The organism is Bacteroidota bacterium, assembly GCA_013696965.1.
Lineage (GTDB): Bacteria > Bacteroidota > Bacteroidia > JACCXN01 > JACCXN01 > JACCXN01.
This window is the reverse complement of record JACCXN010000056.1, coordinates 1-14909: the sequence shown is the minus strand read 5'-3', so window position 1 is coordinate 14909 and position 14909 is coordinate 1. Positions and strand designations below refer to the sequence as shown.

Here is a 14909-nt window from a genome sequence, read left to right as displayed (position 1 = left end):
CAGAGCAAGAAAAAGTGGAGTTTTGAAAAATAATGGGGAATAAACCACCTGTTTTATGGAGGAATGTTCCATGTGAAAAGCCTTATAAGGATCAAATCTCTTACAGTGAACTTCTGGTATAAAAATGGAAGTGGGGATTGTGAAAATTAAAAAACCACTTTGGAAAACAGGCAGGACATCAGTGCACGCAAAATGCTGGCAGATGCCTACATGGAAGCAGGCAGGTATGCTGATTCGGAATTGGTACTTACTGATTTGCAGCAACAATCTGAATTAACTAATTTTATAAGAATCAGGCAAATTGATATGGAACTGAGGCAATCTGCCGATGGCATTTACACACTTGAAACCGATACGCTTTTACGTTTGGAAGTGGAAACAATAGCGGCAGACAGGGAAAAAGAAGGCCATACTGCTGCCGAGGCTATGCTGTATGAAGTGTTTGATACTTATGTGGAGGAAGTGAAGCTGTTGCCGGGAAATATTTCGGGAGCAAAAACATCTGCACAGGAAAATGCAGAAACCCTTGCAACTATTTCTTCAGAAAAAGAAATGGAAAATTTTGTAAGTGTTTATCCTAATCCTGCTTCTGATATACTTACTTTATCCTATCAGTTACCTTCGGAAAATGCCAGGATAATTTTTTACACTTTAACCGGTCAAAAAGCTATTGAGGTAGAGTTGCAGGGAAGAAATGGCACACATCAACTTTCTTTAACTCAATTGCCTGCCGGAATTTATGTATATTCGCTGGAAATAGAAGGAGAAAAAGCGGTAAAAGATAAGCTGGTTATTATGCCAAAATAATGATAAAAACCCTTTATAAAAATTACTCGGTAACAGCAGTATTTTTGCAGTTACAATTTTAATTGCAGTTTTGATTGCAGCAACAACAGCAAATGAACCCGGACCTGATGTGGCATTTTCCCCTGAATTAAAACAAAAGACTTTAGGGGGAATTAAACTTAATGTGTTTTTGTGGCCGCTGCTTATTTTTCTTATTCAAACTATAATAGCAGGCGGGTTTATCAAGTAAAATGATTATTCCTGGGTTAAATTAAACCATTAGATTTTTACTTATTTAAAACTAAAAACTGGGCATACTTTGTCTTTATGGTAATGGTTAACTCATATTGGGAAGCATTTTGAATGAACTCTTGGGGCAAATTGCAAAAAAAGATAAATGCTTCAAAGTCTTTTTCATTAAGATCAATAATGTCAGCTTTAATGTATTTTTTAAAAAGATCTTTTAATAATTCTTTTTTATTGTCTTCATTGTATAATTCAGCTGCAATTTTTTTTTGCTGCTCAAACCTGCTGAATCGCTCATACAAAAAAGTAATAGGACTGCTAATTGCATTTATTCCCTGAACCTTATAATGATAATCAACCCCGAGTTCATCAATTTGCTTTTGTATCTCTGAAAAACTCTTCTCGGGAAAAATATCAACTTGATTCAAATCAATTATTAAGCCTTGCATTTGAACAGTGATCTCATACGTATTGCTTAATAAAGAATCCCTAAAACAAAGGGTTATAGTCTTATAGTTTACAACTGAAAAAATAAGGGAGTCGTTTTTTAAAAAATAATGGGAAAACCTACCATCGGAACCACAAAAAAAACCTGTACTGCTTGTTTTATTTATAATCATAAGATTAGCAAGTGCATAGCCAGAATTTGCATCCTTAACTATTCCACTTACATGAATTTTTTGATTTTCGGTTGCCCCTATCTCCTGGGCATAACAATTTACAGTGAAAAGGATAAAAAAAGCGAAAAAAAAGAATGAAATCTTCATCAAATGCCTTATGAAACAGTAAAGCTAGCATTTTAATTATTTTCAATTGAATTTATAGTTTAATTTTAGAAAGCTTCATTACCTTTGTCCCCCTAAATTCAATCAATCTGTAAAGTGTTATGTACAATAAACAAATAAAAATAGTTTCAATTGCCCTTATTACTGCTTTTGCCATTTACCAGTTTTATCTTTTTAATATCTTTTACGGAATTCTGCTAATACTTCTATCGGGTTTTATATTGCTAACGATTTTCAAGAATGAGTATATTATGCTTGCTTTTTATTTTATGCGTAAGGGTAAGCCGGAAAAATGCGAAAAAATTTTAAACAAAATCAAGCATCCTGAAAAATTAATTAAAAGCCAACATGCCTATTATTATTTTCTTAAAGGATTGGTTGAAACCCAGTTAAGAGGAATGAATAAGGCTGAAAAGTTTTTTAAAACGGCTCTTTCAACCGGACTAAGAATGAAAAATGACCAGGCCATAGCAAACCTTAATTTGGCTGGAATTTATCTTTCCAAAAGAAACAAAAAAGTAGCTACTCATTACCTTCAGGAAGCTAAAAAAGCAGATAAGCACAAGTTGCTCAGTGACCAGGTAAAGGAATTCGAAAAACACATGAAACGAATATAAGAAAACAGTAAAAATTCAATAAAACTATTTCTGGTATGTTTTGATTCGATTTTAAGGAATTGAGTTGTTATTTTTTCCCGTTTTGGGTAAAAATGCCTTGTTTTTACCTGATTATATTTAGCTGTCTTCTTTTAACGAATTTTAACCTGTTGATTGTTAGCCTATTTAACAATTGTTTGAGTTAGGCATAAAAGTTTAAAAGTATTAATCAAACTTTAAACATTTATTGATATGGCTTATTCACATAAAAATTCAAGAGGACAAACTTATTACCTGCATTCAAGAAAAGCAGGAAGAGGTGGAACCTCAAACAGAGATTTGTTTTTCTTTGCAAAAGAACCCAGAGAAAGCGCTTTAGACAAACTCCCGGAAGGGTATGAAGTTATTGAAAGCGAAAGAACCGGACTTCCTATTTTGAAAAAAACAGGAGGCAGTTCTAAGGCAGCAAAAACTGCAACCAAAGCAAAAATACCAGAAACAAAAAAGAAAGAAAAAGCAAAATGAAAAATGGTTTTAAGGCCTGCAAATTAAATAATTTGCAGGCCCTTAAACTATTTGCTATAATTCAAAAATCAATTGTTATAGCACCTTACCTACCTGGAATTTCTGCAATTTCCTAATAATGCAAAGTGGAATTTTCATTCAAAGCCTGCATTGCATTTAAACCACCTATATCCATACTCATCAATGGATATTGGAGCATTAAGTGTTTCAATTGTAGGGTATTTTCGGTTGCTGAATATTTCAATCAAATTTTCAAACTTTTTAACTGAACCATCCAGCTTTATATCACACTTAACTCCTTTAAAATTATGCAATAAAACAATTCTATCCTTTTCATATTCACAATAAAAAGAGAAAACAGACTTTGTGTCGCTTTCAAGTACTCTCCATTGTCCATAACCCAATTGTGGGCATTGTTTTCTGGTACTAATAAGGCGCTGCATCCAATTTAAAAAGGAATCCGGATTGTTTTGTTGTTCATTCACATTTATCTTTTTATAATCAAATTCCCCAAAGTCAATTAATGAATGTTCAAGCATCAAGGCTGGAGCTTTTGAAAAACCGGAATTTTTTAAATTATCCCATTGCATAATTGTTCTAACACTCGATCTGCCTTTTTGGCTAAGATCATCGCCCATTGCTATTTCTTCGCCATAATTAATTAATGGAATTCCTGGTAAACTAAACATTACTGAATAAATTAATTCCATTTTTTTCCTGTCCCCATTTAGCATAGGTGGAAGCCTTCTTCTTATCCCATGGCCATAAATCCTCATGTCCTGTTCTGGTGCAAAAGCCTCAAAAACTTCATTCCTTTGACTCTCTTCAAGCATCTCCAGGTTAAGTTCATCGTGATGGCGTAAAAAATTAACCCATTGGCCGCTTATACCCCTAATATTGTTTAATGCAGATATAAGAGGCTGGGGATCTTCCCTGGCCATTGCTAAAAACAAATTTTTATTGGTTATAAAATCAAAGAGCAAATGCATTCTTTTTCCATTTCCAAAAAAAAGGTGAAGTTCATCTACCTTCACATTTGCCTCCGCAAGTAAAACAGCCTCACTGTTTCGGCTATTTATAAATTCTCTCATTTCATCAAGCACATCGAGTACTTTGGCTGTATTTATTTTTTCATTCCCAATTTCTCTAATTAATATATGAGCAGCATCAATGCGAAACCCGGAAATTCCTAGTTTTAACCAAAAGCCCATAATTTTTTTTATCTCCTTTCTAACTTCGGGATTAGAAATATTTAAATCGGGTTGTTCTTTGTAAAAATGATGCAAATAATAGGCACCTGCTTGTTTATCAAAATGCCATATTCCCTCTTCTTTAAGGATATTTTCCTGTTTATATTCCTCCAGGGGTTTATCTGCCCAGATATAATAATTCCTATATTTGGAATTTACATCCATTCTTGCCTGTTGAAACCATTCATGCTGATCGGATGTGTGATTGGCAACAAGATCAATTATTACACGGATTCCGTATGTAGTTGCCTTGGTAGTAAAATTAACGAAATCCCCTAAATTCCCAAACCTCTGATCAACATTGTAATAATCCTTCACATCATAACCATCATCCACCAAGGGAGACGGAAAAAACGGCCTTAACCACAAACAATTTACTCCCAGACCTGAGAGATAATCAAGCTTTTCCACAAGACCCTCAAAGTCTCCTATGCCATTTCCGTTGGAATCCATATATGTTTCTACATCAAGGGCATATATAATTGCATTATGGTACCATAGGTCTTTCATAAACTAATCTTTAATAATATTGGTTTTTACTGTATTTCTATTTCAAACTAATAGGTGTTACAATGAATGAATTAGAAACCTTCGAAAAATGACCAAATCTTCATTTCTGTTCCATTAAATTACCAAAAAAACAGGAATTATAAAAATTATTCTTGCAGGGAGCTTTTGATTGGGCACACCAGGAGAATCTTCCATTTTTCAAAAGTCGTTCTCTTTTCTCCCAATACTCTTTTTGGGAATAAAGTTTAGTGTTAAATATTAAACTATCACTTTCCATTTACATATTTAAACAATTTAAAAACAATTGGTTAATAATAATTTTTTATTGTTTTTCATTCCAATTTATATAGGGCATGATTTTTATTCTAATAAAAAACAAGAGGATTAAGCAGTTGTTTAAACTTGCTGGAATTAAATAATAAAATAATTAATGTCGCATTTATGAGAAAGCATTTGCAACTTAATAATTCAATGTAATGTTATTAGAATCAATAACAAGGGCACAAAAAGTGAAGCTTTGTAAATGCAGCAAAAATAATTACCTTCAATAGAAGTAAATAAATAAATAAATCAAACAAGAAATATTAAATCATAAAAAATGGAAAATCCAACAACAAATTCAGAATTTTATACTGAAGGAACAAAACCCAGAAGAGGTTTTTTAAATTTTATTTCCTGGAGCAGTGTGTTTGCAGGACTAATAATTGCTTTTATTTTTCAGTTCCTATTAACACTATTGGGAATTTCAATTGGGCTGGCAACTGTTAATCCATTATCTCAGGAATATCCTATGGAAGGCTTGGGTATCGGAGCCATAATCTGGTGGGTTGTAACAGTTTTATTATCCCTGTTTACAGGAGGTTGGGTAGCTGGAAAATTTGCTGGTGCTATAAATACTTACAGCAAAGTTTTTCATGGAATTCTTACCTGGGGCTTATACACCATATTATCCTTTTATTTACTAACAACTGCTATTGGAGGAATAATAAGTGGGGTTGGAAGTGTGATAGGTAAAACATTAGCAATTGCAGGCGAAGGCGTATCTGAAATGGGCCCAGTGATTGGAGCTCAGTTAGAGCAAAGAGGTATTACATTGGAGACTATCCAACAAGAAGTTGAATTGCTCTTAAAGCAATCGGGCATTTCTGAAACAATTACAACAACAGGAGGCCAAATGGAATCAGCACCAGAAATTGCACAAGCGTTCAGAGAATATAGAAAATCAGCAGGTAATGTTGACAGAGAGAACCTAATTAATATAATTGTTGCAAGAACAGGCAAAAGCCGAGCAGAAGCAGAGGCTCAAATTGATCATTTGGAAGGAAGAATAGATGAAATAACAATGCAAGCAGAGGAAAAAGCAAGGCTGGCTGGAGATAGAGTTGCAAAAGGAGTTTCAAGAGCCGCAATTATTACTTTTTTTGCTTTGATTGTTGGAGCAATTGCTGCTGCTTTTGGAGCTGGTATTGCAAAAAGAGAATATGACGTAACAGATAAAAAAATTATTGTCTAAAAAACCATAAATTGGAGCAATTGCTGCTGCTTTTGGAGCTGCTTTTGCAAAGAGAATATGACGCAAAGGATAAAAAAATCATTGGCTAAAAACCATAAAATGTATCAGTTTAAAAATTGGAAAACAGGCCAATCTTATCCTTCTTAAATAACTATGTTCAACTATAAAAAACCAAGCCTCATTAATTGATGGCTTGGTTTTATTCTAAACTATTACAGGAGAGATATATTTTCATTGCAGCCTATCTTATGCCCCATAGCCAAACCATAATTTTTACAAATTGTTTTTTTAAAGAAACGATAAAATAATAGTAAATTATTTTCATTGTCCTTTCTTTGGCCAGGCTTACATTTGATAAACACTCTTTCATCACATAGCTGTATTATTAAAAAAAAACAAAATTTGTAAATTTATTCCCTTGCAAATTAAGTTCATTCTTTGGCAAAGAAAATTTCTCCTAAAGGTACTCCCTACCCTATTAATTATTGCTTTCCACTTAAATTAACTTTAATTTTATAAATATAATTTGTTCCTTTTTAATTGAATCCTATTTTATTGCTAATAATTAAACGATATTGAAAGAATTTGGAAAAAGGATAAAAAAAACAAAATTTCGTCATCAGGCCTTGTGTTATTCAAATTAGGCAGGTAATTTGGATTAGCACTTATGCTAAAACAAGAGACTTTAATATTAAAAAAAGATGAAAATTAAATCAGATTTGTTTGAATGGACAGCAGGAAAAGTTAAAGGCTTTTCAGGAAAGGAATTATTAAACCAAGAAAAGGGCACACTTAAACTTGTTAAGGTTGATTCACTTTCGGTTTATCCCGAACACATTCATCCAGATAAAACAGAATACGCTTATGTTATTCAGGGAAATCCTGAATTTATCATAGATAGTGTCCACCACACGAGTGAAACAGGTGATTTTTTGGTTTTTCCGGTAAATACCAAACATTCTATTCAAAACAATACAAGCTCTGAATGCATACTCCTGGTTGGTTCTGTAGAAAATTGACAAGTGAAAATCTTTATTAAAATTATTTTTAAAGAAATATAAACTGGAATTAATAATTTAAAAAAAAAGTCACTAGAGAAGCCTATCAAACGCAATATACATTTGCAACCCCTTAGTCGTGAACATCATCTTAGCCTATTGTTGTGCTGGAAAATCAGTTCTGGATTTTCAAATACTAAACCAATCTAAACTGTTTGCAATGATGCAGCGCATGCTTATGCAATAAATGTGTCCATTCTTCAAAATTCATATCACCAAAAAATGGATTTGTTAATGTAGCATTCTTGTTTGTTTCAAAAAAATCTTTAAAGCAGGCTAATTCATTTTCGAGCTCTTTAATTGCCTCCTGCATACTAGATTTTCTAATGGCTGCAGGGGTTTCTGACATTAAGGAATTTTTGGTATTCTGCTTAAAATCCCTATCGCTCAAAGCAAATTTTTTATATTCTAAAGCCTTTTCAGGGGGATATTGTAATACCATTTTATCCTTTCCGTTGGCAATTCTAACCGAATCGCTCATGTGTTCAACCATTTGCTGTCCGTTCAATACGCCCCACTCACCTTTGTCTTGTGCATTTAACTTTGCTAATAGTTTAGGGAAATCGATGTTCAGGAAATTAAGCTTATCAGTCATTTTTTTAATTTTTTTTTTTGAAATGATTTCAGACAAATATCACACTATTTTTTTGATTTTTATTTTCACCTAAAAACTTAAGGAACCATTAAAGGTTTAACTGGGCAATATCCTGCTTGTAATCACTTTGCAATTCCTCGTGTAAAAGCGCAACAGCTTTATTAATCCTTATTATTTGCTGCTGGTAAAGATTGCTTAAAACCTTGCTTTCGGAAAGCCGGATACCAGAATCTTTAAGTTTTATGCTAAAATAGATAAGAAGTTCTATTTCTGTTTTTTTTGATCCGGTAAAACGAATGTTTTTATTAATGTTTCTAAGGATTCTTCGAAGTCCCTTTTTAGTTAGGTAAATAGTTTTTTTATTCAATACTTCAAACTCTTCATCCATATAAGATTTTTGGTTTTCAATGAATTTGTTTTCATTTTCAGCATCAAAGAGAAGATAAGATAAAAGTTCTTTGTTTTCCTTTTTGTGTTTTGCAAGGCGCAGTATAAGTTCAAGTAACTTAGAAGGTGCCAGTTCACTTAATTCTTTTTTAACATCATTCAGGCTAATTGCTTTCATAGACAGGCAAAGATGTTGGAGGAAAACATTTATTGTAAAAATAAATAAAGCTGTGAAATTAATTATAATCCCTACACTTTAAGCACTTTTTTTGCTTTGATTTTTACAGTTATAAACTTTCATAAAATTTTGCCCTTTATTTTTTAATTAATATACTTTTTAAGGGCAATAACCGAAGCTATCAAACTGTTCACTATAGCAAATGATTGATTGAGTTCATTAATATTAACAAAATGGATTAATTTTTCATAAATTTGAAACTTCGAAAATTAAAAAAATCCAATGAAAAAGCTTTTGTTTCCTACCCTTATTTTAATCCTATCCGCCTGTACCAAACCTCCTGTTGCTGCATTTAAAATGGATAATGAATGTTTTATTGGGGATACAGTAACAATTACTAACTCTTCGGACAAGGCGCATTCCTATATTTGGGAACTACCTTCAGGAGAATTGTTAAACAGTAAGGATATTACCTATATACCAACCACCTCAGGAACCAAGGATATAAAATTGACAGCTTTTTCAAAAAACCTAAAAGAAGATAATAACATAACAAAATCGATTAAAGTAAAGCCCCTTTCAGGTTCAGTTCTTTTCTACCTAAGCACTAAATCTGCTCTTTCCAATACTGTTGTTTATTTTTTAGAAACAAATAAGCCAATTCCTGTAAGACTTGAAATACCCCCTACCTGTGAAAATTCAACCGGAGGAGCTCTGTTTTTAGATATTCCTGACGGCACCTATGAATATTTTGCCGGAGATAACACCTATTCCTGGAGTGGAAGTGTTACTGTTGAAAAAGGCCAATGCCATGTAATTGATCTTAGGTGATTACACTTTATAAATAGTTTTAATTTGAAATTTTAAGTGTTTTAAAGCTTGAATAAAACACTCTTATTTATTAAAATTTCCATACCCTCCTTAATTTTATAAACACCATAAATTTTCTTAACTTTAATAAAGCCTGACTATTGATTTTAAATCAGGCCAAAGAATTGTTATGAAAAGCCAATCATTACCAAGTATGAATTGCCATAAATCGGGATGAGAATCAAGAAACAAAACACCTATGAAAATAATTATTCTTCCCTTATTTATCGTGTTTGTTTGTTCTTGTAAAAAATATCCCCAGGCTTGCATTGAAACCTCTGAATACAGCATTGATATTGGTCAAACAATTACTTTTACCGATTGTTCAAAAAACTCATTCTCCAGGGAATGGCTTATTCAAGGAGATAAATATACGGAAGAAAGCGTTTCCATTTATATGAACAAAGCTGGGGATTTTTCAGCCAGCCTTACTGTTTTTTCTAAAAATGAACTGGTATCTGATAAGGCAAAAATTGAATATACTGTAATTCAGCCTTCAGGACATGTTACTTTTTGGTCAAAAAAGCCATTAAGTATACCTGTTTCTGTTACCGTAAGTAATTATGGAGTAAAAAAAATAACAAATTATACAGATACAGTTTTTGATTGTGAACCAGTAACTTCCGCTAATTTTATTTTACCACCAGGCATCCACTTATACACCTCTGTTCCAAATTATGGAGCGGTAATACTGGACTCCATACAAGTTACAAGAGATAAATGTTTAACCGTTTTGCTGGATTAACTTTCCTGATTAAATTAAACCAATATAGCTTTATTACTTTCACTTTACTTTTTTTTAAAACTTTCATTCCTATACAGCTGCTTCAATATTAATTGAATAAGGATAAAGTATTTTGGAACTAAGCATTTGCTTTATCAGCCTTGGAGTATAAGTTAGGTTTGATTAAAATATCCAAATGGAAAGCTTGCTTCCTTAAAAGTTGACAGTAATTCTAAAATTTCGATGATACAAATTATCGATCTCACAAACCTTAATCATCGCTATTTTGGATTATAAGAAATATATTTAAACTAAATACAAATAAATAATATATGGAGAAGATAAACAACCTGAAAGATTTGCTAATAGAACAAGTTAAAGAATTGTACAATGCAGAAAAACAACAAATTGGGGCCTTAATTGATATGGTACCAAGAGCCAACTCCAGTGACCTTGTTTTAGCAATTGAAAACCATGTAGTAACAACCGAACAACAAATAAATCGATTGGAAAAAATTGCCACCCTACTCACTGTCTCCTCTTTTGGAGAACATTCAGATTCTATGGAAGGATTAATAAGGGAAGGTTTTAAACTAATAAGCAGAACAGCCGACAAGGAGATAATGGATGCAGCGCTAATTACAACTATTCAATATATAAAGCATTTTGAAATTGCCGGTTATGGTTCTGCATGTACCTATGCAAACGAACTTCAATTTAAGGATATAGCTGATTTGTTACATTATTCTTTAATGGAGGAAAAAGAATTTGATGCGGAATTAACAAAAATGGCAAAGGAAAAAGTCAATAAAAAAGCAAAAGAACCTCTTATTTCATAAGGGAGATTATAATTAATACCTAACAATAGACCAATTCTATTTCATAATTTTTTCATTCATTAAAGGTATTTTTCAATTAAACAAAAGACTGATAAAAAAGCTTATCGGTCTTTTGTTTAATTGATTTAACTCAAAGTATATGTGAGTTAAATCACACCCTGAATTCTAATTATTGCATTCAAGTTATTTTCAACCAATTTTTAATCAATTCATTAATATAAAAAGAAAAATCTCTTTTTATCCTTGATAAATTTTCTTAATTTAATAGGATCAATACTATACAAATAAAATACCACTGTTTTAAGAGATTTAGGTAAAAATTGCAGTTTTATGATTTCAACTTATTCGAATTATAGTTTAATGCCTTTTTTGGGAATTAATATGGATGATAAGGGGTTTGATGAGTTTAAATTTAAAAAAGACCAACTCATTTATTGCCAGGGAAGCTCTTCATTAGGGGCTTATTTTGTAAAAAAAGGAAGTGTAAAGATTAGGAAAACAGGAAGTGGAGGAAAAGAACAGATTATTAGAATTTCAATCCAGGGTGATTTATTGAATTTTACTGAACTTGCCGTAAACATGAAATTTAATTCTACTTCCCAGGCATTGGAAGATACTACCATAGGTTTCATTGAAAAACAAGTTTTTCGCAAATTAATAAATACTCAGAATAAAATTTCCGAACAATTTATTTTACTCCTTTCAAAGGAACTCTCAGACGCAGAAACCAGGATTGCAGATATGGCCTACAAACCAGTTAAGGCAAGGCTTGCCGATGCCCTTATCAATTTATTTAACAGATACAATCAAAAAAATGAAAATTTAACTGATTCTTTTTTTATTTCAAGAAAAGATCTGGCCTGTTACACCGGCACAGCAAAAGAAACGGTAAACCGATTACTTTCAGATTTTAGAAATGAGAAACTAATATCAACAACAAAGTCTAAAATTAACATTATTGACTTTAAGGGTTTAATTGCTCTAAGTGATTTACACAATTAATTGTAAATGCCATCTTTTTCCCGCCTCAATTTAATTCCCATTAGCCTTGCATTACAGAAGAAATATCAGCCGGAGAATAGTAAATTGATTTAAGCGTTTTATTATCTGATTCCCGGTAAACCAGGAATTTTCCATCCTTTTCTTTTACAATGGCATGCACATTGTTTTTTTCCTTATAGTGATTAACAGTGGCTGTTGCTTCTTCTAAATTATTACAGGCCTTACTCATGTTAGATCTTTGTACTTCATCAAAAAGCATTTTGAATTTTTCTCCCAGCCCAAATTCAAGAATAGCTCCTGCAAGTACATATTGCAGATCACATAGAGCATCTGCTACTTCTATGATGTCATTATCATTTATGGCCTGCTCAAGCTCCTTTAATTCTTCGGTAATAAGGGAAATTCTTAAATTACACCTTTCCTTAGCTGGAATAATGGGTTTTGCTTCAATTGGATGTTCAAAGGTTTTGTGAAACTCAGCAACGCTGCTTAATACTTTTGGATCGTTCATTTTAATTGCATATTTGTTGTAAAATAATTAGATGTAAATATCTGAATGATTTTAAAAAAAACAATAGTATTTCCAATAATCAAATTTAGGTCAATAAAACATAAACTATGTGCAAAATTCAAATTTGCAGGTTGTACTTTTGTCCCAATAATTAAAATGAGTAGTAATCTAATATAATTTTATCAATGATTGATTTTTCGAATACTTCCCTTGAAAAACTTGCTGTACATAAAGTTGGAAATAAATTAAAAGCAGATAGCCTGAAAATATCCAAAGGCCTTGCAGATATTGAAAACCAAGCAACCGGAGAACTGCTTTTAAAGTATTTTTTATCGCCTTTCAATATCAATGAGTTTTACACCCTAAACCATCCTACAGATATTAATCTGAATGAAATATACTCCTTCAGTGATAAAATTTTCAGTAACGATGCCAATTTTTATATTCAATCAATTGCCATTGCCAAACATCTTTTTGAAAAATCCAGTCATCCGAAAATAAAAACAGGTGAACTCTATGTTTGCCTGCTTAGGAATTGTAGGGTAGAAAATCAAACTATTGATGCTATTGGGATATTTAAATCTGAAAGAAAAGAAACATTTTTAAAGGTTTCTCCAGTAAAAGGTAATTTTGAAATTGATTCTGAAAAAGGAATCAATGTGAATAAATTAGACAAGGGCTGTATACTCTTTAATATGGAAAAAGAATCAGGTTATAGGGTATGTATTGTGGATAAAGCAAATAAAACTGAAGAAGCCCACTATTGGAAAGAAGAATTTTTGAATTTGAAAACCTGTTCCGACAATTACCACCACACTAAGGATTACCTGAATATTACAAAAGCATTTGTTACTGAAATACTCCCTGAGGAAGTAAGCAAGGCAGAGAAAATTGATATTTTAAACCGTTCAATGGATTATTTTAAAAATAAGGAACAGTTTAATGAACAAGAATTTGCCGGGGAAGTATTTGAAAACACAAATTTTATTCAATCTTTCAGTAAATACAAGGAGGAATTGCAAGTGGAAAGAGAATTTGATATTGTAGATGACTTTGAAATTTCAGCCCCTGCTGTAAAAAAACAAGAACGGGTGTTTAAAAGTGTGCTTAAGCTGGATAAAAATTTTCATATCTATATCCATGGAAATAAAGAAATGATTGAGAAGGGTGTAGATGAAAAAGGACGTAAATTTTATAAGATATTTTACAATGAAGAGGCTTAAACACAAATAATTCTGATTGTTCAACAAATTATTTCTGTTGAACAATCAGAATTAAATCATGCAGAATCTAATAAAATTCAAGTTTGATTAAACCGGAAAAATAATTAGTACAGATAATAAAATTAAATATTTTCCTGAACTATTTCATTTAGTCCTTTTATTCTTTTGGTAAAAGTAAATTTGCCTTTTGTGAATTTATCCACCGGCCATCCTTGCCATAAAACAATATTTCCTTGGGCATCTTTATAATTATATGCAGCGGTAGTTAAATCATCAAGTTCCCATATCATAATGTTTCTCTCCTTTGATTTTTCCACAGTTGGAAAAGTAACTTTCACATCAATGAACTTATGGTAAACAACCTGTTGAAGCCATCCATTTCCAACTCCAAAAATGGTAAGTATATCAACTAATCCTCCAACTGCGGCTGTTGCCTGTAATTTTGCTTCCACTGTAAACCTATCAGGAGTGCCCCCTTCAACAAAAAACTCACCCGTATTAAAACGGAAATTAGCATAATCGAAAGATTGCTTTATTTTTGCCGATGCATTGATCCATTTGCTTCCTCCATATACTACATAAGTAAACATAGGACCTTGCGTTCCTAACATTCCGTTATCATCGGTTAATTGAATAGCAGAAACGGGAAAAGCAACTGTTGATTTTATATCAGCACCGTTCTCATCCGTGGCCTCAGTTAATTCCCAAGTACCCTGCATTAATACTTTTGTAGGAGTTTCTTCCTCCATACAACTGTAAAATGTAAAAGAAAAAAGCAAAAGAAAAAGAGCGGTAAAACGTCTGCAAGTTATCATAGTATTATTTTTTATGCTGCAATTTAAAAATTAATTTTAAAACTGGCATAAAAACCACATGAAAAAGTGTATTTTTTTAATACGAAAAGGGTAAACTTGCCTAATATATTGGGCTTTCTAAAAAATGTGGATACCATGTTGTTTTACATTGTAATTATAATACACAAGACTACTATCATTTCAATGGAAAAACCATATAAATACTGTGGGACTCAGAGTTGTATTTTACCAAAAAAATAAAACAAGTAACATAAACATTTTAGAAAGCATTTTAATAGTTTTATCTGAGAAAAAACACAATCACAACACCCATCAACGAATTCATACGGTTTTTATTCAAAAAAGATAAGATTAAATAATTTTACTCTGTGTAGTCGGTAATCAACAATGCACAGAAAATGGTAAATAAGAGTGCACAGAAAATGGAAACAAGAGTGCACAATTTGGTCAAAGGTATATCATTTGTTTTTAGGTTCAAAAATTGTTTTTCTATTTT

17 protein-coding genes are annotated in these 14909 nt (G+C 31.9%); 11 read left to right on the top strand and 6 right to left on the bottom strand.

Features of this window, described 5'->3' with window-relative positions:
- Positions 1-159: 159 nt before the first annotated feature.
- Both H0V01_08355 and H0V01_08350 read left to right on the top strand, forming a co-directional pair.
- Positions 160-807, top strand: a complete 648-nt coding sequence (locus H0V01_08355; protein ID MBA2583377.1) for a T9SS type A sorting domain-containing protein — start codon at positions 160-162, stop codon at positions 805-807.
- 70 nt (positions 808-877) lie between these two features.
- Complete coding sequence (locus tag H0V01_08350; protein ID MBA2583376.1) at positions 878-1036, top strand: hypothetical protein; 159 nt, start codon at positions 878-880, stop codon at positions 1034-1036.
- Between the two features lie 37 nt (positions 1037-1073).
- Here the strand turns inward: H0V01_08350 and H0V01_08345 are convergent, their stop codons facing one another.
- The gene (locus H0V01_08345; protein ID MBA2583375.1) at positions 1074-1799 is read right to left on the bottom strand and encodes a hypothetical protein; all 726 of its coding nucleotides are present in this window, start codon (positions 1797-1799) and stop codon (positions 1074-1076) included.
- 119 nt (positions 1800-1918) lie between these two features.
- Here H0V01_08345 and H0V01_08340 point away from each other — a divergent pair, with 119 nt between their 5' ends.
- Both H0V01_08340 and H0V01_08335 read left to right on the top strand, forming a co-directional pair.
- Positions 1919-2434: a DUF2892 domain-containing protein gene (locus H0V01_08340; protein ID MBA2583374.1), complete on the top strand. Its 516-nt coding sequence runs from the start codon at positions 1919-1921 to the stop codon at positions 2432-2434.
- A 231-nt stretch (positions 2435-2665) separates the two neighbouring features.
- The gene (locus tag H0V01_08335) at positions 2666-2938 is read left to right on the top strand and encodes a hypothetical protein (GenBank protein ID MBA2583373.1); all 273 of its coding nucleotides are present in this window, start codon (positions 2666-2668) and stop codon (positions 2936-2938) included.
- A gap of 134 nt (positions 2939-3072) precedes the next feature.
- On the opposite strand, the gene H0V01_08330 is transcribed toward H0V01_08335, so the two are convergent.
- Positions 3073-4698, bottom strand: coding sequence for an alpha-amylase family protein (locus H0V01_08330; protein MBA2583372.1), 1626 nt, complete (start codon positions 4696-4698; stop codon positions 3073-3075).
- Between the two features lie 598 nt (positions 4699-5296).
- Between H0V01_08330 and H0V01_08325 the strand changes: the two genes are divergently transcribed.
- Together H0V01_08325 and H0V01_08320 are read left to right on the top strand one after the other, a co-directional pair.
- Complete coding sequence (locus H0V01_08325; protein MBA2583371.1) at positions 5297-6211, top strand: hypothetical protein; 915 nt, start codon at positions 5297-5299, stop codon at positions 6209-6211.
- Between the two features lie 701 nt (positions 6212-6912).
- A complete protein-coding gene (locus H0V01_08320; GenBank protein ID MBA2583370.1) occupies positions 6913-7230 on the top strand; it encodes a cupin domain-containing protein in 318 nt (105 codons plus the stop codon).
- A 175-nt stretch (positions 7231-7405) separates the two neighbouring features.
- Here H0V01_08320 and H0V01_08315 read toward each other — a convergent pair whose 3' ends face one another.
- Positions 7406-7864: a hypothetical protein gene (locus H0V01_08315; GenBank protein ID MBA2583369.1), complete on the bottom strand. Its 459-nt coding sequence runs from the start codon at positions 7862-7864 to the stop codon at positions 7406-7408.
- 88 nt (positions 7865-7952) lie between these two features.
- Positions 7953-8429, bottom strand: a complete 477-nt coding sequence (locus tag H0V01_08310) for a hypothetical protein (protein ID MBA2583368.1) — start codon at positions 8427-8429, stop codon at positions 7953-7955.
- Between the two features lie 282 nt (positions 8430-8711).
- Between H0V01_08310 and H0V01_08305 the strand changes: the two genes are divergently transcribed.
- From H0V01_08305 to H0V01_08290, 4 genes are all read left to right on the top strand, one after another.
- Positions 8712-9260, top strand: a complete 549-nt coding sequence (locus H0V01_08305; protein MBA2583367.1) for a PKD domain-containing protein — start codon at positions 8712-8714, stop codon at positions 9258-9260.
- A 238-nt stretch (positions 9261-9498) separates the two neighbouring features.
- Entirely contained in the window at positions 9499-10044 is a 546-nt protein-coding gene (locus H0V01_08300; GenBank protein ID MBA2583366.1) for a hypothetical protein, read from the top strand.
- A gap of 311 nt (positions 10045-10355) precedes the next feature.
- Entirely contained in the window at positions 10356-10862 is a 507-nt protein-coding gene (locus H0V01_08295) for a DUF892 family protein (protein ID MBA2583365.1), read from the top strand.
- A gap of 330 nt (positions 10863-11192) precedes the next feature.
- Positions 11193-11864 (top strand): Crp/Fnr family transcriptional regulator, encoded by a 672-nt coding sequence (locus H0V01_08290; GenBank protein ID MBA2583364.1) that lies wholly within the window; start codon positions 11193-11195, stop codon positions 11862-11864.
- Between the two features lie 40 nt (positions 11865-11904).
- Here H0V01_08290 and H0V01_08285 read toward each other — a convergent pair whose 3' ends face one another.
- A complete protein-coding gene (locus H0V01_08285; protein ID MBA2583363.1) occupies positions 11905-12375 on the bottom strand; it encodes a nucleoside triphosphate pyrophosphohydrolase family protein in 471 nt (156 codons plus the stop codon).
- Positions 12376-12560: 185 nt separating this feature from the next.
- On the opposite strand from H0V01_08285, the gene H0V01_08280 reads away from it, so the two are divergent.
- Positions 12561-13598 (top strand): nucleoid-associated protein, encoded by a 1038-nt coding sequence (locus tag H0V01_08280; protein ID MBA2583362.1) that lies wholly within the window; start codon positions 12561-12563, stop codon positions 13596-13598.
- 122 nt (positions 13599-13720) lie between these two features.
- Here H0V01_08280 and H0V01_08275 read toward each other — a convergent pair whose 3' ends face one another.
- Entirely contained in the window at positions 13721-14413 is a 693-nt protein-coding gene (locus H0V01_08275) for a hypothetical protein (protein ID MBA2583361.1), read from the bottom strand.
- Positions 14414-14909 lie beyond the last annotated feature (496 nt).

Excerpts from the sequence above, each read along its gene's own strand:
- H0V01_08320 (MBA2583370.1), top strand. The coding sequence starts at position 6,913 with ATGAAAATTAAATCAGATTTGTTTGAATGGACAGCAGGAAAAGTTAAA.
- H0V01_08345 (MBA2583375.1), bottom strand. The coding sequence starts at position 1,799 with ATGAAGATTTCATTCTTTTTTTTCGCTTTTTTTATCCTTTTCACTGTA.
- H0V01_08325 (MBA2583371.1), top strand. The coding sequence starts at position 5,297 with ATGGAAAATCCAACAACAAATTCAGAATTTTATACTGAAGGAACAAAA.
- H0V01_08280 (MBA2583362.1), top strand. The coding sequence starts at position 12,561 with ATGATTGATTTTTCGAATACTTCCCTTGAAAAACTTGCTGTACATAAA.
- H0V01_08310 (MBA2583368.1), bottom strand. The coding sequence starts at position 8,429 with ATGAAAGCAATTAGCCTGAATGATGTTAAAAAAGAATTAAGTGAACTG.
- H0V01_08330 (MBA2583372.1), bottom strand. The coding sequence starts at position 4,698 with ATGAAAGACCTATGGTACCATAATGCAATTATATATGCCCTTGATGTA.
- H0V01_08290 (MBA2583364.1), top strand. The coding sequence starts at position 11,193 with ATGATTTCAACTTATTCGAATTATAGTTTAATGCCTTTTTTGGGAATT.
- H0V01_08300 (MBA2583366.1), top strand. The coding sequence starts at position 9,499 with ATGAAAATAATTATTCTTCCCTTATTTATCGTGTTTGTTTGTTCTTGT.
- H0V01_08335 (MBA2583373.1), top strand. The coding sequence starts at position 2,666 with ATGGCTTATTCACATAAAAATTCAAGAGGACAAACTTATTACCTGCAT.
- H0V01_08340 (MBA2583374.1), top strand. The coding sequence starts at position 1,919 with ATGTACAATAAACAAATAAAAATAGTTTCAATTGCCCTTATTACTGCT.
- H0V01_08315 (MBA2583369.1), bottom strand. The coding sequence starts at position 7,864 with ATGACTGATAAGCTTAATTTCCTGAACATCGATTTCCCTAAACTATTA.
- H0V01_08285 (MBA2583363.1), bottom strand. The coding sequence starts at position 12,375 with ATGAACGATCCAAAAGTATTAAGCAGCGTTGCTGAGTTTCACAAAACC.
- H0V01_08275 (MBA2583361.1), bottom strand. The coding sequence starts at position 14,413 with ATGATAACTTGCAGACGTTTTACCGCTCTTTTTCTTTTGCTTTTTTCT.
- H0V01_08295 (MBA2583365.1), top strand. The coding sequence starts at position 10,356 with ATGGAGAAGATAAACAACCTGAAAGATTTGCTAATAGAACAAGTTAAA.
- H0V01_08305 (MBA2583367.1), top strand. The coding sequence starts at position 8,712 with ATGAAAAAGCTTTTGTTTCCTACCCTTATTTTAATCCTATCCGCCTGT.